The organism is Eoetvoesiella sp., from assembly GCF_035555955.1.
Classification (GTDB): Bacteria; Pseudomonadota; Gammaproteobacteria; order Burkholderiales; family Burkholderiaceae_B; genus Eoetvoesia.
In genome coordinates this window covers 220344-241987 of sequence record NZ_DATMGA010000016.1, presented here as the reverse complement: position 1 = coordinate 241987, position 21644 = coordinate 220344, and the positions used below count along the sequence as shown (strand labels likewise).

Genomic DNA, 21644 nt, shown 5'->3' with positions numbered 1-21644 from the left:
AGAGCGGCTACAGCGCGGCTACGGATGCCGCCCCGATAACCCGCTCTACCGCGGCGGCGGCCTCAAGCGCCTGCGCCTCGTGGAACCGCCGGCCCACGATCTGTATGCCGTTGGGCAAGGCCACGCTGGGAATACCCATCAGATTTACCCAAGGGATATTGCGCATCTGGTCGAACAGATGCAGAGTTTGCGCTTTGTCGAGCAGATGATCGAACGCGAGCGATGGCGTGGGCATGCCCGCCACAGGGCAAAGCACCAACGGATACCCCTCCATCCACAAAGCCGCTTCGCGAACGATTTTGCGGCGCTCTTCGAAGGCCTGAATGAAGCGCCGGCTGTCTTTGCCCAAGCTATAGATGCCAAACAGCGCTTCAATATGCTGCCGGTTGCTTTCGCCCAGCTTGTCCCCGAACACAGGCATGCCTGCCTCCATCAGCTCGGTGCCGATAAGCTCCGCCCAGACCTCCGGAGCGCGCCGCGCGTTGGGAATGGCGGCGTCCACCACCTCATACCCGGCCTCCTGCAAAATACGGGCCACCGCATCCAGGCGAGCAACGATTTCGGGAGAAACCTTGGCTCCCGTCTGATCGACCATCCGCGCCACACGCGGGCGGACGGCTCCGGGTTCAGAGCGGGAAACCGGAATGGGCAAGGTCGCGGGGTCGGCAGGATGCGCACCGGCGATAACCTGGTATGCCGACCACAGGTCTTCCACACAACGCGCCAGGGGCCCGATGGATGCCATCAAGTCGACGGTCGGCGGACTGTCGAACGGCGGCAGCGACGGCACCGCGGGCGTGCGCCCCGCCGAAGGACGCAAGCCGTAGATTTCGCAAAACGTCGCCGGCACCCGGATGGATCCGCCGTAATCCAGGCCCAGGCCAATCGGAGCCATGCCCGCCGCGACGGCGGCCGCATCGCCCCCCGACGAACCACCGGCGGTGTTTTCAAGATTGCGTGGATTGCGCGTGGCGCCATATAAATGGCTGATGGTGTTCCAGCGGATTTGGAGGTCGGGCTGGTTGGTCTTGCCGATGATCATTGCGCCGGCTGCCTTGAGACGCTGGATCACCACCTCGTCGGCGGGCGAGCGGACATCGGCAAGTGCGGGCAGGCCCTCGGTATGCTTCATGCCCTGGACATCGAAGTGATCCTTGATGCTAAGGGGAATGCCGTCCAGCGCAAGCCCCGAGCGATCTGCATGATTCCGGTCGGCGGCCTCGGCTTCGGCCAGCACTTGATCGGCTCGCGGCTCGACCACCGCATTGATGCTGGAATTGACGTTTTCAAGGCGATCCAGATGCGCCCGCACCAACTCGACGCGACTGACCTCCCGGCTCTGCACGAGTTTGCGCATCTGCTGCGCGGTCAATCCCCACAAATTTTCCGCCATGGTTTGTATCTCCGATTTATATAACGGGCGCTCGGCCCTGTTCAAGCTTGCGTGCCTTCAAGGCCGATGAATTCGTCCACCGTGTCGGGGTCGAGCAATTGGCCGGGCAACAATTCTTTGACTATTTCGCCTTTTTGCAGCCACAACACCCGGCTTGCAATGGCGCCGATAAACCCGACGTCCTGCTCCACCACCACCACAGCCAGTGATTTTTCTTGTGCCTGGCGCAAAAGGTGGTCTTCGATCTCTTCGACGATGGAGGGTTGTATACCCTCGGTGGGTTCGTCCAGCAACAGCACCTTGGGTTCACCGCAAAGCGCGCGCGCCAAGGCAAGAATCTGCTGTTCGCCGCCGCTGAGCGCGCCGCCTTTACGGTCGAGCAGACGTTCCAGAACCGGAAAGTCGCTGACCGAACGCTCGATGGCACGCTCGCGGTTGAGGCCCGCCGCCGCCGCGCCGATGGCAAGGTTTTCGCGCACCGTCAACGACCCGAAGATATCTCGCCCCTGCGGCACATACCCCAGCCCCTGATGCGCCCGCACATGAGGAGCCGCATGCGCCACGTCGCGCCCGCACATGAGGAGCTGGCCGTCGGTCACAGGCAGGAGCCCGGCCAGAGCTTTCATGAGCGTAGTCTTGCCCATGCCATTATGGCCCAATACTCCGACTATTTCCCCCTCCCCTATCTGAAAAGAGATTTGCCGCAAAATGGGGATGGAGCCGTACCCAGCGCACAGCCCCGATACGCGCATCAAGATTTCACCGCTCATCGCGCCTCCTTGCCGTGCTGCCCCAGATAGGCATCGCGCACTTCCGTGTTGCGCACGACCGCTTCCATCGTGTCCTCGACCAGGACCCGCCCGCGATGGAATACCGTTACTTTCTCGGCAATGCGGCGGATGAAGTGCATGTCGTGCTCGACAATGATGAATGTTCGCTGGCCGCGCAGTTCGTTGAGCAAGGCAATGGTGCGCTCGACCTCGCCCGCCGTCATTCCCGCCGCGGGCTCGTCCAGCAGCACCAGTTGAGGCCCGCTGATCAGGATCATGCCCAGCTCGACCCATTGGCGATGGCCATGCGCAAGCTTGCCGGCAAGTGTCTGCGCATGCGCCGTCATGTGGATTTTTTCCAGCATGGCATCGACCGCCTCGAGGGCCGGCTTGCGCCCCATGACGCGCTGCGCCGACATGAACAGGTTTTCCCGGACACTAAGGCCGTTGAAAAGATTGGGAACCTGCGTCTTTACCCCGACCCCCATGCGGGCGATCGCATGCGAAGGCAGATTGGTCACGTCCTTGCCGAACAGCGTGATACGGCCGGAGGTGGGCTTGATCTGGCCGGTCAGCATTTTGAAGAAGGTGCTCTTGCCTGCCCCGTTTGCCCCAATGAGGCATCGCAATTCGCCCTTCTTGAGATTGAAGTTGATGCCGGAAACAGCGGCGACTCCGCCGAATGTGCGCCACAAATCATGCGTCTGGAGAATCATGGCGTCTCCTTGCTGACCAGGCCTGCCGGCCTGCGCCGGCGAAGATGCTGCTGGATGGACGGCACGATGCCGCTGGGAACCAGCAGGACGGCCGCAATGAAAAGCAGGCCCAGCGCGATTTCGGGGCTGACGCCGCTGGCGCTGCCCAGCCATGTGGACAAGGCCTGGACGACAAAGCATCCCAAGATGGGGCCCAGCAACGTTCCCATGCCTCCCAGCAATACCCAGATCACGATCTGCGCCGAAAAAGAAAGCGAAAAAGCGGTCGGCCCGACGGACGCGCCCCATGCGGCATAAAGGGCTCCCGCCAGCCCGGCGATAGCCGCGCCGATGCAGAACACACCCAGCTTGTAGTAGCGCACGTCATAGCCAAGCAGTTCGGCGCGCAATTCATTTTCGCGCACGGCCGCGACCACCCGGCCGAACCGGCTGCGCACCAAGATGCGTAGAACCAGGTATACGGCGACAAGGACAAGCGCCGAGGCGTAGTACATGCCGTCGAAACCAAGGACATCGCTGAGGTCGAAGGGATTGTTCAAGGGCGGCACGCCGGGTATGCCGTTATACCCGCCCAAATGCGCCTTGCCGAACTGATAGGCCGGCCCTGAGGCGCTGTTGATCAGGCTGAGCAGGATCAATGGTATGGTCAGCGAAATGACGGCAAAATACACATCGCTGATACGCCCGAAAAACGTGAAATAGCCAAGCAGCGCCGCCACGCAAACCGGCATCAGCACCGACGCGGCCAAGGCCCAGGTGCTATCGCCCATATTGACAGCAATCAACGCATAGACATAGGCACCGATGCCGAAAAAGGCCGATTGGCCCAGGGCCAATATACCTCCCACCCCCCAGACCAGCCCCAAGCTGAGGGCCAGTACGGCCATAATGGCAAAGACGGTAAGGGTATACAGCGTGTAGGTTTCGGCAAACAATGGAATGCCGAAAACCAGAGCCAGCGCCACAATGGCCGCCCACCAGAATCCCGGGCTTTTTACTTCGCACATCAGATGCCTCGCTTGAAGAATCTGCCCGTAATACCCGAAGGCAATACCCGCAGCAGTACGATAGCCGTAACCAGGAGCATGACCTCGCCCAGCACGGATGTGCTGACGAGTGTCGTGGCCTGGCTGACTGTTCCCAACAACGCCGACGACAGCGCCGCACCGGTCAATGGCAGGGCTCCGCCCAGAATGACGGTGATGAACGCCTTGGCGATATAGGTAAGCCCGCTAATCGGCAGAACCCCCGTCAATGGCGCGAAAATGGCGCCGGCCAGGCCCGACAGCGCAGCGCCGATGCCGAAAGTCACAGAATAGACACGCTTGACGTTGACGCCCAGGGCGCTGGCCATGTCGGCGCTTTGCATGGTGCCGCGCGCGATGAGGCCGAATGGCGTGTGGCGCAGCAAAAAATACAGGCCCACCGCGACCGCCACGGCCACGCCGATCACGAAGAAGGTATACCCGCCCTCTTGATAGGCGCCGATTTGCACGCTGCCCAGTGGCGGGCTGACGCCCATTTGGTAATAGCCGAAAAGCGACGAAGCCAGACCGATGAGCAGCAGGCTGAGCCCCCAGGTGGCCAATATGGTCTCGACGATGCGGCCATACAGGTGGCGGATGATGAGGCGCTCGATGACAACGCCGATAAACGCCACCGCCAGCGGCGCCACCACGAACATGGCCACCCAGAAATTCACTCCGGCACGCACGGACAAGATAAAGGCGAATCCGCCCAGCATCAGAAATTCGCCATGGGCGAAATTGATGACGCCCATCATCCCGAAGATGATGGCCAAACCGACACTGATCAGGAACAGACTGGCTATGGCATACAGGATTTGTATGCCAGCCAACATGGCTAGATCCATGGATACTCCTTGCTTCTTGTATAAAACGCTATCTTGCCGTGCTTGCTTTCGAGGAGATCAAAGCGGCATCTTCAACACGTCGCAGCTATCGTCGCCGGCGCTTACCGGGGGAACCTGCTTCCAGGACTCCTGCACCTTGAACCGGCTGTTCTGGATTTCCGCCAGGTACATGTCCATAGTGCAGTAATGCGTGGCTGGATGCGAGGCCAGCCTGCCGCTGGGGCCGTCGATGGCGATCCCCGACTCGAATGCTTCGATGACTTTCCTGCGATCCACCGAACCCGCCTTGCGGACCGCCTCGGCCCACAACAGCATGCCCTGGTAGTCGGCCACGCCCAAAGAACCGACATAGGTATAGTCGTCGAACCGTTTTTTGAAGCGCTCGATAAACGCCTTGCTCGCGGGCGTGTCGAGCTCGTCGAAGTAATTTTTGACAGTAACGATACCCTCGCTGACATCAGGAGGCATACGCAACTGCTCGCCCGAATCGCCGATGGTGTGCGAAGCCATGGGAATGCGCTTGTTCATGCCCGCCGACGCCCATTGCCCATAGAACGCCGCATGGGCCGGGCCGACGAACACATTGAAGACAAAGTCGGGCTTGGCGGCCTGTATCTTGCCGATGGTGGAACCAAATTTGTCGACGTCCATGGGAAACAGATCCAGGCCCACGACCTCGCCGCCGTTTTCCTTGGCGATGCGTTCAGCCCACTTGGCGGACAACTGGCCGAAAATATAATCGGCGGCCAATATGTACACTTTCTTCCCATGTTTTTTGATCATGTAGGGAATCAGGTTGTTCAGCAATTGCTGCGGCGTGGGGCCCGTGGTGAACATATTGCGGTCGCACGCGCCTTCGGGGCCTTCGTTGATCATGTTCATGATATACAAGGTTTTGGCCCGCGCCAGCACCGGCCTTGCCACTTCGCGCGCCGCGCTGGTAATGGCTCCGTGCACTACGGCCACCCTATCCTTCAGCGCAAGCTGTTGAGCATACTGGCCGTACAGCTGGTTATTGGACTGCGTGTCGTATTTCACAAGCTCGATCTTTTTACCCAGCAAACCGCCCTTGGCGTTGATTTCTTCCGTCGCCAGCTCCAGGCACTGCGCCTTGACGTGGCCATAAAGCTGCAGGGGGCCGGAGAGATCCAGTAACACCCCGGCCTTGATCGTGTCGGCCGCCAGGCTGGCCGAAGGAAACCCGAGCCCGCCCACCAGCGAACCCGCGGCACCGCCCAGGCCGTAGCCCAGGAATTGTCTCCTGCTTATCTGCATGTCGTCCCCCATAAGAGTGATTGTTTTACGTTGCCTTGCGTGCATCGTTGCGTATTAAAGCAATCGGCAGCGGCAAAGAACATGCCAAAAGCCGTCTCAAACCGGTAGATTTCAGACATCTGGGGTTAACCCTTAATCGACGCGGGCGGCGATGGCTGGTATCGCCGTTGACTACAACAGCAATCGAAGCGCCTTGATTTTGCTATGATTGTGCAATAATCAACTGCGCAAATACGGCCAGCCGCCCTGCAGGCCCCAGAGACAATCATGATAGCTACCGAAGACCTTATCTGGACTGATGCCTTCCTGGCGGGCTACGGCCCCATGGACGAAACGCACCGCGAGTTCGTCGATATCGTCGGAGCCATGCTGCGCGGGCCGGACGAAGCCCTTCTGGAAAGTCTGCGGCAGCTTATCACCCATACCGAGCATCACTTCTCGCAGGAAGAAGGCTGGATGAAAAAAACGGCCTTCCCCGCCACGGAATGCCATAGCAACGAGCACGCAGCGGTGCTGAAATCCATGCGCGACGTTGAAAACTACGTGGCGAACGGCGGCGAACCCGCCGAAGCCCGCCGCCTGGCCACCGAGCTGGCCCGCTGGTTTCCCGGCCACACCGACTACCTGGATGCCTCTCTGGCCCAATGGGTCGCCAAAAAGCAATTGGGCGCGGTGCCCATCGTGGTAAGACGCGGCGTCGCGTATCACGAAGACGAATAGCCCCTCCCCTCGCGCCTGAGTCGGCCAACAGACATAATGCGCCGGCCGACGCCGGCAAGCATCGTCCGATTGCATCGTTCGTACGGCGACACCTAATTTCGAGAGTCCTCACGATAATGGTTTGTCCCGATGGCGGACAGTTTTTTCTTGTGAAACCATACAAAAATCGAGAGCAATCTCGAAAATGGAGGGCGTATGGAATCTTACCTCATCATCGACAATCAGGCTATCCCGGCTGGTTCGGCCAAAACCTTTCGACGGCACAGCCCCGCGAACGATAGTCTGGCGTCCACCAGCGCCGCCGCCACAGTAGAAGACGCAAGGGCTGCCGTTGAATCATGCGCAAGCGCCTTTACCGAGTGGTCTGCCACTGCACCAGCAGAACGGCGCAATATCCTGCTGGAAGCCGCCGACCTGCTCGACCAGCGTGCTGACGCCCTTATCGAGCAAATGCGCCTCGAAACGGGCGCTTCCCTTCCCTGGAGCAGGTTTAACGCACGCCTGGCATCCGATATGCTGCGCGAGGCTGCCGGCTTGACCACCCAGATAAAAGGCGAGGTCATTCCCAGCAACAAACCTGGGACATTATCACTGGCAATACGACGTCCCGCCGGAGTTGTTGTCTCCATCGCCCCCTGGAATGCTCCCATTATCCTGGCCGTGCGCTCTTTTTCCACGGCACTGGCCTGCGGCAACACAGTCGTCCTCAAGGCATCCGAGTTAAGCGCCGGAACACAGTACCTGCTTGCGCAGATCATGGTGGATGCGGGGCTGCCCCCAGGGGTCCTTAACTTTCTAACCAATGCTCCCGCCGACTCGGCAGCCATTGCAGAGGCCATGATTTCCCACCCCGCCGTGCGCCGGGTTAACTTTACCGGCTCTACACGCACTGGTCGCCAAGTTGCGGCGACATGCGCAAAGTATCTGAAGCCGGTGCTTCTGGAGCTGGGTGGCAAAGCGCCAATGATCGTGTTGGCGGACGCTGAAATCGATCATGCCGTGCGTGCCGCATTCTTCGGCTCCTACATGCACTATGGCCAAATCTGCATGTCGACGGAACGAATCGTTATCGTCGAAAGCATTGCGGATCAGTTCGCAGAAAAATTGGCAATCAAAGCCGCGGATTTACCAGCCGGCGACCCCGCTGAAAATGACGCATCGCGGGGCACCATGATCGATAAATCCTCATGCGACCGCACTCAGCGATTAATCGACGATGCCGTCGGCAAGGGAGCGCTACTGCGGGTAACCGGCCATGTCCAGGGCGCCGTCATGGGGCCATCCCTTCTCGATTACGTAACACCTGATATGGACATCTATCATGAAGAATCATTTGGGCCTGTAGTAAGCATCATCCGCGTAAAAGACTACGAACAAGCGATCTGCGTCGCAAATGACACCGAGTACGGGCTCTCTTCTTCCATCTTCACGGCAGATGTATCGCTCGCGCTGAAGCTGGCACAACAGCTTGACTTTGGTTGCTGCCATATAAACGGCCCGACCGTTTTCGACGAGGCGCAAGCACCTCTTGGGGGCATGAAATCCAGCGGCTATGGGCGTTTCGGCGGCTTGCCCGGGATTCACGAATTCACTGAGGTCCAGTGGGTTTCTGTTGAAGACCCAACCCAATCCTACCCTATCTGAGCGGGTGACAAACCTTCATCGTACGATTTAAGCACCGCCGCTTGCCCAAGCGCCTCGTCAACCCAGCCCGTGGCACGTTGGGCAAGAGCCTTCGCCCTGCCGCGAGGCAAACCCAACACTCTGAGCATTGACTCACAGGCCAGGGTATCCGTACCCCGCGCTTCAGGATGCTCAAGAAGGTCATGCATTGCAGCACCAACTATGCCGAAAAGCATGGCGTGAAGTGCGGGCGTCGCCGCCACGTCAAACTCTCCCTGGTCTATGCCCATTTGGACATCCTTTCGGATGCCGGAAGAGATTTGTTCGCGAAACTCCCCTAAATCGGCGATAGCCCGCACGATCAGGCGTCCCCAGACCGGCTCCGCGACGCCGCGGCGTATAAAAAACGTCGATCCGAATGCGACGCGCTCGGAGCCTCGTTCCATATGGGACATTGCGTCGTCGGTCTCGCGCACCAGCGTCGCCGCGACAGCCCCCCCGACTGCTTCGACGAGCGCCGCCTTGTCCCGAAAGTGATAATAAAAGCTGGCATTGGCCAAACCTGCCGCCTCTGTGATTTCGAGGATCGACGCAGAATCGATACCTTGCCTCGCAAACACCATGATGGCGGTGTCCAGCAACAGAGCACGGGTACGCGATTTCTTGTTATCACCAACACTGACCTCTTGGAAATAACGCGTGGGTGATTCGGCAATTGCTTTTCTTGACATAATGCGGCGTCTATCCGGGTGCCGGGGTCAGCGGCAAAAAAACCTTGATATAGAAGAGATTCTCTGACCCTTGATGATAGACCATCTTCGAGAATGCCTGAAATGCCGGGGTGTCCAAGACCGCTAGGCAATGGGATAAATAGGAAACAGTTCTAGACCGGCATCCGCCGATACGGACTAGTCCCCTCCGATCTTCACCAATGCGCCATCGGCAACCCGGCCACAGGCGAACGGAAGTACGGGATCCGCGTCCCGCGCAGGCTGCCTATATACACGTTGCGCAGATCCGGCCCGCCGAAAGTCACGCTGGCGAACCACGGGGCAATGCTTCCGCCGCAGGCCAGCATCAACTCGGGCGTGGCCGTGTCCTGCTCGAACGCAGCCATCAAGGCCCGGCCGGCCGGGCTGTCGCCATCGTCGTCCAGAACGATGCGCAGCTCACCCTGGGGGGTGATGGCGAATACACGATCCGTCATGACGTGGGTGCCCCAAAGATTGCCGTAGGCGTCGAAGGCGATGCCGTCGATGAAGGCACCGTGATCCGAGGGGCCGAAGAGTTCTCGCCCCGAGAGGCTGCCGTCATCGAGCACCCTTAGGCGGCATATGCGCCGGCCGCAGGTTTCAACCACATAAAGCCATTCTTCATTCGCATCCAGGCGGATCTCGTTGGTGAAGCGAAAGCCGTCGGCCACGATGCGCAAGCGTCCCTCATCGTACAAAGCGATGTACCCGTCGGCGATGGCGGGGCTCATGGCCCGCATCCAGTTTTTGGTTCGAGTCGATATGGTCAGCCATAACCTGTCGCGGCTGTCGCGCAACACAAAATTGACTTTGCCGATGGGCGCCCCGTCTATCGAGTCGGCCAAAACACGGCTTGAGCCGTCGCGTGCCATGAGTTCGAGCCTGTCGGTGCCAAAGTTGGAGATAACAACGTCGCCGTTGCGCGCAAAGGCCAGGCCATTGGGCAGCGTGCCCGAAACATAGCGGGCTTCGTCGCTGGCGGCTTGAGCGAACGAGCTGTCGGTTTGCTGCGAAATCAATTGCTGGCTGCCGTCCGGACGAATATGCATGACGCCGCCGCGCGCGTCCGCCGACCAGAGCGAGCCATCGCGTTCAGCCAGGATGCATTCGGGGCGCTGCAGATCCTGGCCGATATACTTGATGGCAGACGGATCGACCACAAAACCATCAATAGGATTAATGACTGACTCCATAGCGATCCCTTTTGCCGTTCGCCGTTCGCAACGGCCTATGTCTTATGCGCTGCTTGAGCAGCCCCCCAACGCACGAAGGCCACACCGCCCAGCATCCCCGCCCTGTTTAAAATCCGACGTTGCCGGCGCCTTTAAGATTCAACATGGCGCGGGCCTCGTCGGGCGTGGCAACTTCCAGCCCCAGGCTCTCGACGATGCCGCGCACCTTGGCAACCTGCTCGGCATTGGATGCCGCCAGCGCGCCCTTGCCGATATACAGGCTGTCTTCCAGGCCGACCCGCACGCTGCCGCCCAGCAAAGCGGCCTGCGTCGCGAAATTCATTTGATGCCGCCCCGCCGCCAGCACCGACCAGCGGTAATCGTCGCCGAAGAGCTTGTCGGCGGTGCGCTTCATGAAAAGCAGGTTGTCGAGTTCGGCGCCGATGCCGCCCAGGATGCCGAAAATCATCTGCACGAAGAACGGCGGCTTCAGCAGGCCCCGATCGACGAAATGGGCAACGTTGTACAAATGGCCGACGTCGTAGCATTCGTGCTCGAAGCGCGTGCCGTGTTCTTCGCCCAGCATCTTGAGAATGCGTTCGATGTCGCGGAAGGTATTGCGGAAGATGAAGTCGTCGGTATTGCGCAGATAGCTTTCTTCCCAGTCGAACTTCCAGTTCTTGTATCGGTCCGCCATTGGGTAGATGCCGAAATTCATCGACCCCATGTTCAGGGAGCACATCTCGGGTTTGGCAATCAGCGGCGCGGCCAGGCGCTGCTCGACGGTCATGTTCAGGCCTCCGCCCGTCGTCACATTGATGACGGCGTCGGTGGCTTCTTTGATGCGCGGCAAAAATTGCATGAATACGTCGGGGTCGGGCGTTGGCCGCCCGTCTTTCGGGTCGCGCGCGTGCAAATGGAGAATGGCGGCCCCCGCCCGGGCCGCGTCGATCGCCTGGCTGGCAATGTCTTCGGGCTTGTAGGGCAGCGCGTCCGACATGGTGGGCGTATGGATGCCGCCGGTCACCGCGCAAGTAATGATGACTTTGGGCGCCGGGGATTTCTTGGGTTTTGCTGCGGATGCTTCAGGCACGGTTGGCTCCTTGTGAATGGCTTAGTCTTCGAATATGGCTACCGCGCGGGTAAACCCGGCCGAGGCGCCGCGTATCTTGTACGGAAAGCAGGCGATCATGAAACCATTCGGAGGCAGGCTGTGCAGGTTGCCGAGTTTTTCCAGATGGCAATAGGCGCGCTTCATGCCGGCGCGGTGCCCCTCCCAGATGATGGAGGCGTCGTGGTTTTCGGCAAAGCGCTTGGCCGTATGCACGAAGGGCGCATCCCAGCTCCAGGCGTCGGTGCCCGTGACCCGCACGCCGCGCTCGGTCAGGTAAAGCGTGGCCTCGTCGCCCATGCCGCATCCGGCTGAAACATAGTCCGGCTGCCCATAGCGCGCGCCGGCCGCGGTATTGACCACGACAATATCGTACGGCTTGAGCGTATGGCCGATGCGCGCCAGTTCGGCCTCGACTTCGGCGGCGGTGACCACATGGCCGTCGGGAAGATGCCGGAAATCAAGCTTCACGCCCGGATTGAAGCACCATTCCAGCGGCACTTCGTCGATGGTGATGGCCCGCTGGCCGTTGTCCATGGTCGAATGAAAGTGATAGGGAGCGTCCAGGTGGGTGCCATTGTGGGTGGACACGTTGAGCCTTTCTATGGCCCACCCCTCGCCACCCGGCAGGTCTTCGACTTTTGCCCCGGGAAAGAACGAGACGACGTTCTCCGCCGTGGCATGGTGGTTGAAGTACTTGACCTCGGGCATGTGGCCCGGCGGATCCGAGGCGATATCCGAATCGAGGGACACCGAAATATCGATAATGCGGCGTGGCATGAATGGTCTCCTGGATCAGCGTCCCAGAACGCCGACGGCAAGTGTGGGGAAAATGATGATCAAAACCAGAACCGCCACCATGATGGCTGCGAAAGGCATGGCGCCGGTGAATATCTCGCCCAGCTTCAGGCTGCGGTCGGGCGAAGTGCCCTTGATGACATACACCGACAAGCCGAACGGCGGCGTCAGCAAGCCCACCTCGACGGCGATGACGGTGACGATGCCGAACCATACGGGGTCGATGCCCAGCGTCTTCATGATGTGAAAGAACAACGGAACGACGATGAGCAATATGGATGAGCTGTCCAGTATTGTGCCCATCGCAATAATCAGCACCACATAGGCCACGATGACGCCCCAGTAGCCGATGTCGCTTGCCGCAATGGCCATGCTCAGGTATTCGGGCAGGCCGCTAAGGGAAAGCATGCGGGAATACATGCTTGCGGCAATGATCAGAAAACAGATGGCCGCGGTTACCTGCCCGGTATCGGCCAGCACCTTCCAGATACGCCCGGCGGGCAGCGCGCGGCGGAAGAAGCCGATGATTATCGCGCCGAGCGCGCCGACCCCGCCCGCTTCCGTCGGCGTAAAGAACCCGCCATAGATGCCGCCCAGAACCAGGGCGATCAAGATCACGATGGGAGCGATCTTGCCCAGCATGGCGCCCAGGGAAAGCGGCGTGTCGTTTTCCGTAATGCCGCTGCCCGAGAACGCCGGCCAGCGCCGCGCCATGACATAGACGCCGGCCCCGAAAGCAATGGCCAGAATCATGCCGGGCACGATGCCTGCCAGAAACAAGTCGCCAACCGACTCTTCGGTGAGAATGCCGTAGAGAATAAGCAGCAGGCTGGGAGGAATCAGCATGCCCAGCACGGAACTGCCCGCGACGATTCCGTATGCAAACCGCTTGGAATAACCATGGCGCAGCATCTCGGGCACGGCGACCCGGGTGAATACCGCTGCCGAGGCAATGGAAATGCCGGTAATTGCCGCAAAAATGGCATTGGCGCCGACGGTCGCAATGCCAAGGCCGCCCTTGATGCGGCCCAGCATGCGGTTGGCCACATCGAAGGCATCCCGTCCTATGTCGGCCTGCGACACCACGAAACCCATCAGCACGAACAACGGCACGACACCGAAGATATACGAATCGATGGACTCGGAAGCGGCCAGCGCCAGCATGCGCCCGGCCAGCACCGAACTGCCCTTGATCGCGAACACGCCCAGAAAGGAACACAGCGCAAGCGCAATCGCCACATGCATGCCGGCATAAATGAGGCCAACCATGCCAAGCAGGGCCAAGGCCCCTATCATCAGGTCGCTCATGATTGCTCCTGCGCAATGTAGGCTGGACGGCGCTTGCAGACGACCAGGAGGGCCCGGATGGCCCGCACCGCGAACTGCACGCCCAAGGCGGCGACCCCAATCAGCATGATGAGGCGCACCGGCCAGAGCGGCGCGCTGAAGTCGCCGATATTGCCGACATAGACATTGCGCGTCCAGACCCGGAAGAACAACGGCAACAGCCCGTTGAACAGCACCACGCACAACCAGGCGCCGGCCGCGCAGTAAAGGGTCTCGAGTGCCGCCTGTGCCCGCAGCGGCAGCCTGTCCATCAGGACTTCCGCGCGGGTCAGGCCGCCCGATCGCAAGGCATGCGCCACCTGCAGGAATACGATGGCCACGATCGACATGCTGACCAGTTCGGGCACACCCGAAACCGGCCGGCCGAACAGGCTGCGGCTAAGCACGTCGGAGTTGATCGCCAGCATTACCGCGACAATGAGCAGCGTGCCGCCGACATTCAATAGGGAGGTAAAGGCATCCAGCAAACGCAATGCGGGATGATCGACGGGAGGAAGAAAATCTCCTTCCCCCGGAAGCGCATCGGGGGTTTCAGCCATGATGGTCTCCGTTCAGCAAGCCCGCCGGCTTATTCGCTGGCCCAGTCGCGGATCGGATGGGCTCCCGCCGCCTTGACCTCTTGCATATAGCTTCCAAGCACCTGGCGGGCCGGCAGCTTCTGGCGTTCAAGCTCGGTTACCCAAAGCCTGGCCGGATTCTCCATGACCTTGGCGTAGGCCTTGCCCAAAGCCTCGGAGTCGGCATTGAGCACTCCGCCGTTCTTGACCAGGGTTTCGAGGGCCGCTTTCGTTGCCTGGCGCAAATCGTCGAGGTAGGCCGTGCCGAACTGTCTGGCTCCGGCCGCCAGGGCCTGCTGCAAGGCCTTGGGCTGCGCTTCGTACCAGTCCTTGTTGACGGCGATGCCGCCGGCGTACTGCGCCCCGTAGCCGATACGGGTGATGTAAGGCGCGACTTCCTGGATCTTCGCCGGCAGCGCCGCCGTGGCGAAAGTCACGACGCCATCGTATAGCCCGGTCTGCAGGGCGTTGTAATATTCCGTAAGGTTGCCCGCCACGCCGACCGCGCCGGTGCCCTTGACCCAGTTGATGGACGGGCCCGGGGTGCCGATTTTGCGCCCTTTCAGGTCGTCCAGGCTTTTTACGGGGAATTTGGTGAACAGCAGGTAATCGTCAAGCGCAAAACCGCCCCCGATGTAGACGACGTCGTTGTCCTCCCAGGCCTGCATCATGGCCGGCGTCTTGCTTTGCACATCTTCCACCGCCTTGGTCACGATGCCGGGATCCGACGACACGAAGGGCGTGTAGTAGGTGATGTTCTGCAGCGGCATCTTGGACAATTCGAATATGGTCGGCACCAAGGCCACATCGGCCACGCCTTCCTGGGCGGCCTCCAGTTCTTCGCCCACCTTGGCAAGCGAGCCGCCGTATTGCTGCTTCCACTCGACGGTAATGCCCGAGCCCTCCAGCGCCTTGTCCACCGCGGGCACAAAACTTTGCTGCAAGTGCTTTACCCAGCGGAATACCGGCGGATGGCCATTGACGAGAGTCACGGTAATCGTCTTGGCCTGAGCCGCCAATGACGCCGCGGCAAGAATGGCCGCCAGAGCGGTCGATTGCAGAATACGCATGTGCTTGTCCCCTTTCGAGTTGTTGTACCGGATTGGTCCGGTTTACGTTGATGAATGCGAAGTCAAGGCTTCGATACCAGCAGAAATGAAAGGCACGATTCTCGCCATGACGGCATCGACGTCGCTGTCGTTGCAGACGCCGCCCGACAGCCGTCCCGCCCGGCCCGTGGCGGCCATCATGGTCATGCCCACGCCGATGGCGAACATATACGACCAGACGGCGTCCGAAGGCTTCAGGCCCGGCACGACCCGCTGGAAAGCATCGATGAAGCGCTGCGCTATGGCGTCGTAATGGGTCGCGATGAGGGCGCGCGAGCGCTCGTCGTCGGCATTGGCGGTAGCGGCCAGCACCCGGGAAAACATATTGCCGGCCTGCCCTTCGTGACCGAACTCGACGGTCGGCCGGAAAAGAGCTTCCAGCAGGCTTGCCAGCGATGGCAGTTGTTCGCCGCCTGCCGCAAACAGCACATCCAGGCGCGCGGCCCGTTCGGTGTTGATGGCGTCGGAGCGCCGGGAGAACATGGCCTCGTACAGTTTTTCCTTGGTGCCGAAATGGTAATGGAGCAAGGCCTGGGCCACCCCGGCTTCGACGGATATCTGGCGCATGCTGGCGCCCTCGAATCCGTGCAGCGCGAATATGCGCTCGGCGGCATCCAAAATGCTCTGGCTGGCGTTCTGCTCGGGCAAACCGTTCTCCTCGACTCTGGCAAAACATCATTTTTTCCGCAGTATAGGCACTGACTGATCAATCAGTCAACATCCATGCCAAAAAAAAGGCCCTGGTGCATCCAGGGCCTGATATCGTGACGGCCGTCAGGAAGCCGCGGCTGCCGAGGCGGTAGAGTCAGCCGACTGCTCCTGCTCGACCAGCATCGCCAGCACCCGCCGTGCGCGGATGGCGGCCGCGTCGGTGGTCAGCATGACCGGGTTCAGCGACATGAGGTCGGCGGTTTGCATGCGGGCCTGGCAGTCCTCGATCATGGGTTCGTCTTCCAGGCGGAAGGCGCCGTCGATGCCCTTCCAGATGATTTTGCTCAGTTCCTCGTCGTCCCGCATGGTGTCGCGCGCCGCCGCCCAGAAATAATGAGTCTTTTTTTCTGTTTCGGGGGTGAGGATGTGCGCGCTGGGCATGGAGGGACCTTCGGACGTGGGGCGGCCGCAATCGGTAAAGCCCACATCCAGCAGCAAGTGCGAAGGCGCGTCCCAGCGCATGTTGGCGCGCCTGTCGCCCACTTTGGCCGTGCTTTTCCACATCAGTTGCCACAGCTTGGTGGGCGGCTCGCCGGGCATGTTGTTGTAGGCCCAGACCGTGCTGCCCTCCACCTTCATCTCGAAGGTGTTGCGGTCGCTGGAATCGGAATTGCCGATGAAGGTGTGCACGAACTGCGCATGACTGAGATCGAGCAGGTTGTCGGTGACCAACTGGTAGTTGGCCTCGATCTTGAGGTAGCCATTCACAATTGCATAGTTGTCGTGATCGGCGATGATGCTGAAGTCGGGCAGCTTGGCCGGGTCGGCCTTGTCGGGGTCGCCCATCCATATCCAGATCAGGCCGTACTTTTCCAACAAGGGAAACGAGGCCACGTACGCGGCCCTGGGAATGGAACCGTGAGGGTTGTGCACACAGGCGCCGGAGGCCCCGAAACGCAGACCGTGATACGGGCACTGGATGGCATTGTCGATGATCTTGCCCTTGGACAAAGGCGCGAACCGGTGCGGGCAGCGGTCGGCAAGCGCAACGGGCTTGCCGGCCTCGTCGCGATACAGCACGACAGGCTGATCCAGAAAAGTGCGGCCCAAAAGCTGCCCCGCGGCAACTTCGTTGTCCCAGGCCGCCGCATACCACGCATTACGTAGATAAGTCATGTTTGTCTCCATTCTCCATAAGGCCTGCCGCAGTCCTTGTTATGTTTTTCGACTGACAGGCCGGCTATACAATAATCAGTTCAAGCATCGAGCCCCACAGCCACGGCCAGCGCCTTGCCACCCGCGGGCCATGTATCGCCAGCCCAGGCTATGTGCTGATCCGTCCTGATAAGGGTCAGGGCGCGGGGGTACAGGCCATGAATGGCTCCGATCTCGGGCCGGATCACCGTAAGCGGGATATTCAGGCGTGCCGCGTCGGCGGTGATCGCCGCGACCGAGGCTTCGCCTTGCGGCGCCGAAACCAGCAGAGTCAGGCCGGACCCGAAATGGTCGTACAGCGAGCTGCCGTCGTGCAGCCACGCGTGCGGCGCGCGATAGCCCGGTTCGGAACAGGGAATATAGTTGAGGAAATCGCGCTTGGCGTCGTCGGGCTTGGCGTAGCCGCTGCGATCGACCACCGGCGAATCGGCGTAGCAATCGCCCAGGATGGTGCCAAGCGTATAGAACTCTGACAGCTTGCCCGCCTGGATGCGCCGGCCGGCATGCTCGCGCGTTGCCTCGCCCTGGGGCGTATCGTCCTCGATGCCGCTTTCCAGCAGGGCATTGCTCATGAGGCTGTGATTGTTGGTCGCTTCGTCCATGACATGAAGGTGCACCGGACGGCGTTCGCGCTCGTAGCTATCCAGCAGCTTTGCGCCGCCCCAGCCCTGCAGCACGGCCGCCAGCTTCCAGCCCAGGTCGACCGCGTCGCCCACGCCCATGTTCATGCCGAAGCCGCCAAAAGGCGGATGCATGTGCGCCGCATCGCCGGCCAGGAAAACGCGCCGGTCGCGATAATGGGTGGCCAGCAGCCGGCTTGCCGTCCATTCGTCCGCGCTGATGATTTCGTAGGGCAGGTCGATGCCTGTTGCCTTGCGGATAAGAGCGGGCGCTTCTTCCTTGGTGATGTGCACGCCGGGCGCCAGGCCCGTTGGCATGAAGAACCAGCGATCGCCGGTGTCCATGGGACCGATCAGGCTGGGCACGTCGCTGTTGACCTGCCAGTACATGATGGCCGGGCCGTGATGATGCGCCTTGGCCAGCCCGGGCGCCCTGAATACAAAGTTGTAGTTCCTGGACAGGCCGTAAGTGCCTTCGAGCTTCGCGCCGATGGTCTCGCGAACAAGGCTGCGCGGACCGTCGCATCCGATAAGATACTGCGCCCTGACCTCCATGGCCATGCCGTTCTTCGCATCGTCCAGATGAGCGACCACATGGTCTTCGTGCTGTTCGAACCTGAGCAGTTCGCATTGCAGCTTCAGGCTCACGGAAGGCAGGGTGGCAAGGCGGTCGCGCATGATTTGCTCGACCGTATATTGGGGAATCCATTGCGCATGCTCGGAGTACAGCGGACTGCGTCCCGTGCCGCAATACAAGGCATTGTCGAACCGGGCCAACTGGTAGCCGGAAAGCCGCGTGGTAAAGATGACGTTGGACGGATAATAAATGCCCAGCGGAGAAGCTTCGCGCAATGCCTCGGCAATGCCCCAGCGCCGGAAATGCTCGCGCGTGCGGATATTGGTGGTTTTTGCGCGGGGCGCCGTGCCGACGCGCTCGTTCTTGTCGATGACCATGCAGTCGATGCCATGCAAGCCAAGCTCGATGGCCAGCCCCTGCCCCACCGGTCCGGCCCCGACAATAAGGACCTGCGTTTCAACGCGTGTGGATGTTGTCGTGTTCACTGGTTTTGCTTCCATGTTCTATACGTCGTCATAGCGCCGGTGATTGCCGCTACTCGATCCCCCATGATGTTCATGATGGAATATACCCAGCGCCCCCGGCCCGGAGAAGATGGCATTTCTTTTCGAACGATGCCTAGAATTAATCAGCTAAGATATAAAGGCAGGCAACGGTTCGTTCTTGCCCGGGCAAAATTCGCCGCCCCTTGCCGGATTCAATCGATACGAGACAGGCATCATGAAACTTATTCAAGTTCGCAATCTGCTGGCGATTGCCGAACACGGCAGCGTCCGTGCCGCGGCGCGCCATCTTGGCGTGGCGCAATCGGCGCTGACCCGCAGCATGCAGGAACTTGAACGGGAGCTGGACGTTTCGCTGTTCGACCGGGAGGCCAAGGGAATCAGCCTGACCCCCACCGGCCAGCGTTTCCTGACCCGCGCCCAGATCATACAAAACGAAGTCCGGCGCGCCCAGGAAGAAATCGAGCAGCTGCGGGGCAGCGCCACGGGCTCGGTCTACGTAGGCCTCTCGACCGTTACCCAGATCGCGCTGTTCCCTTATGCGATCAAGGCATTCCGCGCCCGCTACCCCGAAGTGGTCCTGAACGTTCGCGACGGGCTGTTTCCCACCATAGAGCCGCTGCTGAAAAACGGCACGCTCGACTGCTACGTGGGACCGATACTGGTGCCCGCGCCGGCGCCGGACCTGCTTGTCGAAAAACTGGTCGACAATACCCGCGCCATTCTGTGCCGGAAAGGCCATCCGCTGGCCGGGGCGCGCTCGCTGAGCGAACTGGTCGATGCCGAATGGGTCACGACCTCGGTCACGTTCAAGCCCGAGGAAGAACTGGGCCCCTTGTTTGCCCAATACGGCCTGCCCAAGCCCAAGCTCGTCCTGCGCGCGCACTCGGCGCTGATGTTCCTGACCGCGCTGACCACCACCGACATGGTGGCCGCCCTGCCTGTTCAGTTCGCCGAACTGGCCATGACCGGCGCCACGCTGGACATCATCAAGGTCAAAGAACCCCTGCCCGAGCCCCCCGTTTGCCTGGTGCGCCGCTCGGGCCTGCCGCCCACTCCCGCCGTCGAATATTTTTGCGATATGATCCGCCGGGCTGCCGTGCATCTGGAGAACGAACGCAAGACGCGTTCAGCGGTATAAAAATGGCATCAGTCCCGGCCTGAAAAAAATTGACAAGCCCAAATGGTACTGTCACCATACCAAGTATAAAAATCATCGCATTATTCATTGCGAAGGCAACCCTTGGGCGCATCGAAACAGCCCACGCAAACGGAGACCACTATGACAGCCACTACAACGCGTACCGGCGCCGCCAATCTTAAATTCAGCCACATGGGGCTAAGCGTTAAAAACCTGGAGGCCATGGAAGAGTTCTACACCAAGGTTCTGGGCTTCACGGTAACCGATCGTGGCCTGGCCGGCGGCATGCAACTGGTTTTTCTTTCACGCGACCCACTAGACCATCACCAGATCGTGCTGGCCACGGGCCGCCCGGCCCAACTGCCCCCCAACACGGCAAACCCGCAATTCGGGCCCAGCATCAACCAGATTTCCTTCAAGGTGGCTTCGCTGCCCGACCTGCGCGACATTCTCGAGCGCCTGAACGCGGGCGGCGGAGACAGCGTGTTCCCGGCCAACCACGGCGTGGCCTGGAGCATCTATGCCCACGACCCCGAAGGCAACAACCTGGAGTTCTTCGTCGACACCGACTGGTACATCAAGCAGCCTTTCCTCATCCCGCTGGACTTCTCCAAGACCGACGAGGAAATCTACGAGCTGACCAAGTCCATGTGCGAATCCAGCGAAGGCTTCCAGCCCTATGGCGAGTGGCGCGATCAGATCGCCCCCAAAATGAATCCGTACGTCGAAGCCGCCCGATAAACGCTAGCGGGAGCCGAATATGTACGTAAGATGTGGATACTTCATCGGGCAGCCGGTTGCCGGCAAAAAGGCCGAGCTGGACGCCCAATTGCACGGGATCGTGGAACTATACCGGCGCTTCCCGCGCATTCGCTGGGCGAATATGTCGGTTGCCGATGAGGTCGACGAAGGCGCGCCCGCCATCTATGCAACCATACAGTTCTGCTTCGACAGCAAGCAGGATCTGGAAGCCGCCCTGGCCACGCCGGTGCGCCAGGAACTGCGAACGCATTATGCCAGCGCCGTGCTGCCGTTGTTCGAAGGAACGATCAAGCACGCGAACCAAACCGTGACGCACATGGCAATGCCAGACTGAAAGCACGCCGACACCCGGGTCCGGAATACCCTTCGAATGGAAATTCGAGTCCGGGCCCGACTCCTTCTTCCCCAGAACAGGCCTCGTTTGCGCCTTACTCCCGGAAAGCCTGGGGGCCTTCCTTTTCAGCAAAATACGCGCGCAGCGCCTGCAGTGCGCGCAGCACCACGGCGCCGTCGTCTTCGCCCATGGCGGCCATCATTTCCGCCTGGACCTGCGTGATGGCGTTGCGGATGACCCCCATCAGCACGAAGCCCTGCTCTGCGAACGATACGACTTTCGCCCTGGCATCGCTGGGGTCGGGGCGCAGCGTCACCAGGCCGAGCTGCTGGCACTCCTTCACGATCTGGCCCATGGAACCCTTGGTGATGCCTGCGCGCGCGGCAAGCTCCACGATGCGGGTCCCTTCGAGATCGAGATGGCGGAACACCTTGAAATGCACACGGCGGATCATGGTGAAGCCCGCCTCGTGGATCCGGCGCATCAGGGCGACTTCGAAATACCCCCATCCCTCCATGAGCAGGCGGCCCACGTTATCGTGGCGCAAGCCTCGATTCAGCTTCAACTCCGGGTATGTTTCGTTTTGCTCCACCTTCATGCCTTTGTCACCGTGCTGATTCAAAAT

The 21644-nt window shown here is 60.5% G+C and carries 22 protein-coding genes; 5 read left to right on the top strand and 17 right to left on the bottom strand.

What is annotated here, in order from left to right:
• Positions 1 to 7 precede the first annotated feature (7 nt).
• The 6 genes from VNT00_RS05535 to VNT00_RS05510 are packed head-to-tail and all read right to left on the bottom strand — an operon-like array spanning position 8 to position 6027.
• A complete protein-coding gene (locus tag VNT00_RS05535) occupies positions 8 to 1393 on the bottom strand; it encodes an amidase (RefSeq protein WP_325585304.1) in 1386 nt (461 codons plus the stop codon).
• Between the two features lie 41 nt (positions 1394 to 1434).
• Positions 1435 to 2163, bottom strand: a complete 729-nt coding sequence (locus VNT00_RS05530; RefSeq protein WP_325585302.1) for an ABC transporter ATP-binding protein — start codon at positions 2161 to 2163, stop codon at positions 1435 to 1437.
• Positions 2160 to 2879, bottom strand: a complete 720-nt coding sequence (locus VNT00_RS05525; RefSeq protein WP_325585300.1) for an ATP-binding cassette domain-containing protein — start codon at positions 2877 to 2879, stop codon at positions 2160 to 2162. The genes VNT00_RS05530 and VNT00_RS05525 overlap by 4 nt, the downstream gene beginning before the upstream one ends.
• Positions 2876 to 3886: a branched-chain amino acid ABC transporter permease gene (locus tag VNT00_RS05520; RefSeq protein ID WP_325585298.1), complete on the bottom strand. Its 1011-nt coding sequence runs from the start codon at positions 3884 to 3886 to the stop codon at positions 2876 to 2878. The genes VNT00_RS05525 and VNT00_RS05520 overlap by 4 nt, the downstream gene beginning before the upstream one ends.
• Positions 3886 to 4752 (bottom strand): branched-chain amino acid ABC transporter permease, encoded by an 867-nt coding sequence (locus VNT00_RS05515; RefSeq protein ID WP_325585296.1) that lies wholly within the window; start codon positions 4750 to 4752, stop codon positions 3886 to 3888. The genes VNT00_RS05520 and VNT00_RS05515 overlap by 1 nt, the downstream gene beginning before the upstream one ends.
• Before the next feature lie 57 nt (positions 4753 to 4809).
• Entirely contained in the window at positions 4810 to 6027 is a 1218-nt protein-coding gene (locus VNT00_RS05510; RefSeq protein ID WP_325585294.1) for an ABC transporter substrate-binding protein, read from the bottom strand.
• A 267-nt stretch (positions 6028 to 6294) separates the two neighbouring features.
• Here VNT00_RS05510 and VNT00_RS05505 point away from each other — a divergent pair, with 267 nt between their 5' ends.
• Positions 6295 to 6747: a hemerythrin domain-containing protein gene (locus tag VNT00_RS05505; RefSeq protein WP_325585292.1), complete on the top strand. Its 453-nt coding sequence runs from the start codon at positions 6295 to 6297 to the stop codon at positions 6745 to 6747.
• Positions 6748 to 6942: 195 nt separating this feature from the next.
• A complete protein-coding gene (locus VNT00_RS05500) occupies positions 6943 to 8391 on the top strand; it encodes an aldehyde dehydrogenase (protein ID WP_325585290.1) in 1449 nt (482 codons plus the stop codon).
• Here VNT00_RS05500 and VNT00_RS05495 read toward each other — a convergent pair.
• The 10 genes from VNT00_RS05495 to VNT00_RS05450 all read right to left on the bottom strand — a co-directional run bounded on the left by VNT00_RS05495 (position 8379) and on the right by VNT00_RS05450 (position 18779).
• The gene (locus VNT00_RS05495; RefSeq protein WP_325585288.1) at positions 8379 to 9101 is read right to left on the bottom strand and encodes a TetR/AcrR family transcriptional regulator; all 723 of its coding nucleotides are present in this window, start codon (positions 9099 to 9101) and stop codon (positions 8379 to 8381) included. The two genes, VNT00_RS05500 and VNT00_RS05495, sit on opposite strands and share 13 nt — an antisense overlap.
• A 194-nt stretch (positions 9102 to 9295) precedes the next feature.
• A complete protein-coding gene (locus tag VNT00_RS05490) occupies positions 9296 to 10315 on the bottom strand; it encodes an SMP-30/gluconolactonase/LRE family protein (RefSeq protein ID WP_325585286.1) in 1020 nt (339 codons plus the stop codon).
• 106 nt (positions 10316 to 10421) lie between these two features.
• Entirely contained in the window at positions 10422 to 11387 is a 966-nt protein-coding gene (kce, locus tag VNT00_RS05485; protein WP_325585284.1) for a 3,5-dioxohexanoate:acetyl-CoA acetone transferase, read from the bottom strand.
• A 21-nt stretch (positions 11388 to 11408) separates the two neighbouring features.
• Positions 11409 to 12185, bottom strand: a complete 777-nt coding sequence (locus VNT00_RS05480; RefSeq protein ID WP_325585282.1) for a cyclase family protein — start codon at positions 12183 to 12185, stop codon at positions 11409 to 11411.
• A 15-nt stretch (positions 12186 to 12200) separates the two neighbouring features.
• The gene (locus VNT00_RS05475) at positions 12201 to 13511 is read right to left on the bottom strand and encodes a TRAP transporter large permease (protein ID WP_325585280.1); all 1311 of its coding nucleotides are present in this window, start codon (positions 13509 to 13511) and stop codon (positions 12201 to 12203) included.
• Entirely contained in the window at positions 13508 to 14089 is a 582-nt protein-coding gene (locus tag VNT00_RS05470) for a TRAP transporter small permease (RefSeq protein WP_325585278.1), read from the bottom strand. Before VNT00_RS05470 ends, VNT00_RS05475 begins: the two co-directional genes overlap by 4 nt.
• Before the next feature lie 29 nt (positions 14090 to 14118).
• Positions 14119 to 15177, bottom strand: a complete 1059-nt coding sequence (locus tag VNT00_RS05465) for a C4-dicarboxylate TRAP transporter substrate-binding protein (RefSeq protein WP_325585276.1) — start codon at positions 15175 to 15177, stop codon at positions 14119 to 14121.
• Positions 15178 to 15219: 42 nt separating this feature from the next.
• Entirely contained in the window at positions 15220 to 15864 is a 645-nt protein-coding gene (locus tag VNT00_RS05460) for a TetR/AcrR family transcriptional regulator (protein WP_325585274.1), read from the bottom strand.
• 126 nt (positions 15865 to 15990) lie between these two features.
• Entirely contained in the window at positions 15991 to 17043 is a 1053-nt protein-coding gene (locus VNT00_RS05455; protein ID WP_325585272.1) for an aromatic ring-hydroxylating dioxygenase subunit alpha, read from the bottom strand.
• A gap of 80 nt (positions 17044 to 17123) precedes the next feature.
• Entirely contained in the window at positions 17124 to 18779 is a 1656-nt protein-coding gene (locus tag VNT00_RS05450) for an FAD-dependent monooxygenase (protein WP_325585270.1), read from the bottom strand.
• Between the two features lie 220 nt (positions 18780 to 18999).
• Here VNT00_RS05450 and VNT00_RS05445 point away from each other — a divergent pair, with 220 nt between their 5' ends.
• From VNT00_RS05445 to VNT00_RS05435, 3 genes are all read left to right on the top strand, one after another.
• Positions 19000 to 19923: a LysR substrate-binding domain-containing protein gene (locus VNT00_RS05445; protein WP_325585268.1), complete on the top strand. Its 924-nt coding sequence runs from the start codon at positions 19000 to 19002 to the stop codon at positions 19921 to 19923.
• Between the two features lie 141 nt (positions 19924 to 20064).
• Positions 20065 to 20664: a VOC family protein gene (locus VNT00_RS05440; protein WP_325585267.1), complete on the top strand. Its 600-nt coding sequence runs from the start codon at positions 20065 to 20067 to the stop codon at positions 20662 to 20664.
• 19 nt (positions 20665 to 20683) lie between these two features.
• On the top strand, positions 20684 to 21019 hold the full coding sequence (locus VNT00_RS05435) for a hypothetical protein (RefSeq protein ID WP_325585265.1): 336 nt from the start codon (positions 20684 to 20686) through the stop codon (positions 21017 to 21019).
• A gap of 94 nt (positions 21020 to 21113) precedes the next feature.
• Here the strand turns inward: VNT00_RS05435 and VNT00_RS05430 are convergent, their stop codons facing one another.
• Positions 21114 to 21641, bottom strand: coding sequence for a MarR family winged helix-turn-helix transcriptional regulator (locus VNT00_RS05430; protein WP_325585263.1), 528 nt, complete (start codon positions 21639 to 21641; stop codon positions 21114 to 21116).
• Between the last annotated feature and the right edge of the window lie 3 nt (positions 21642 to 21644).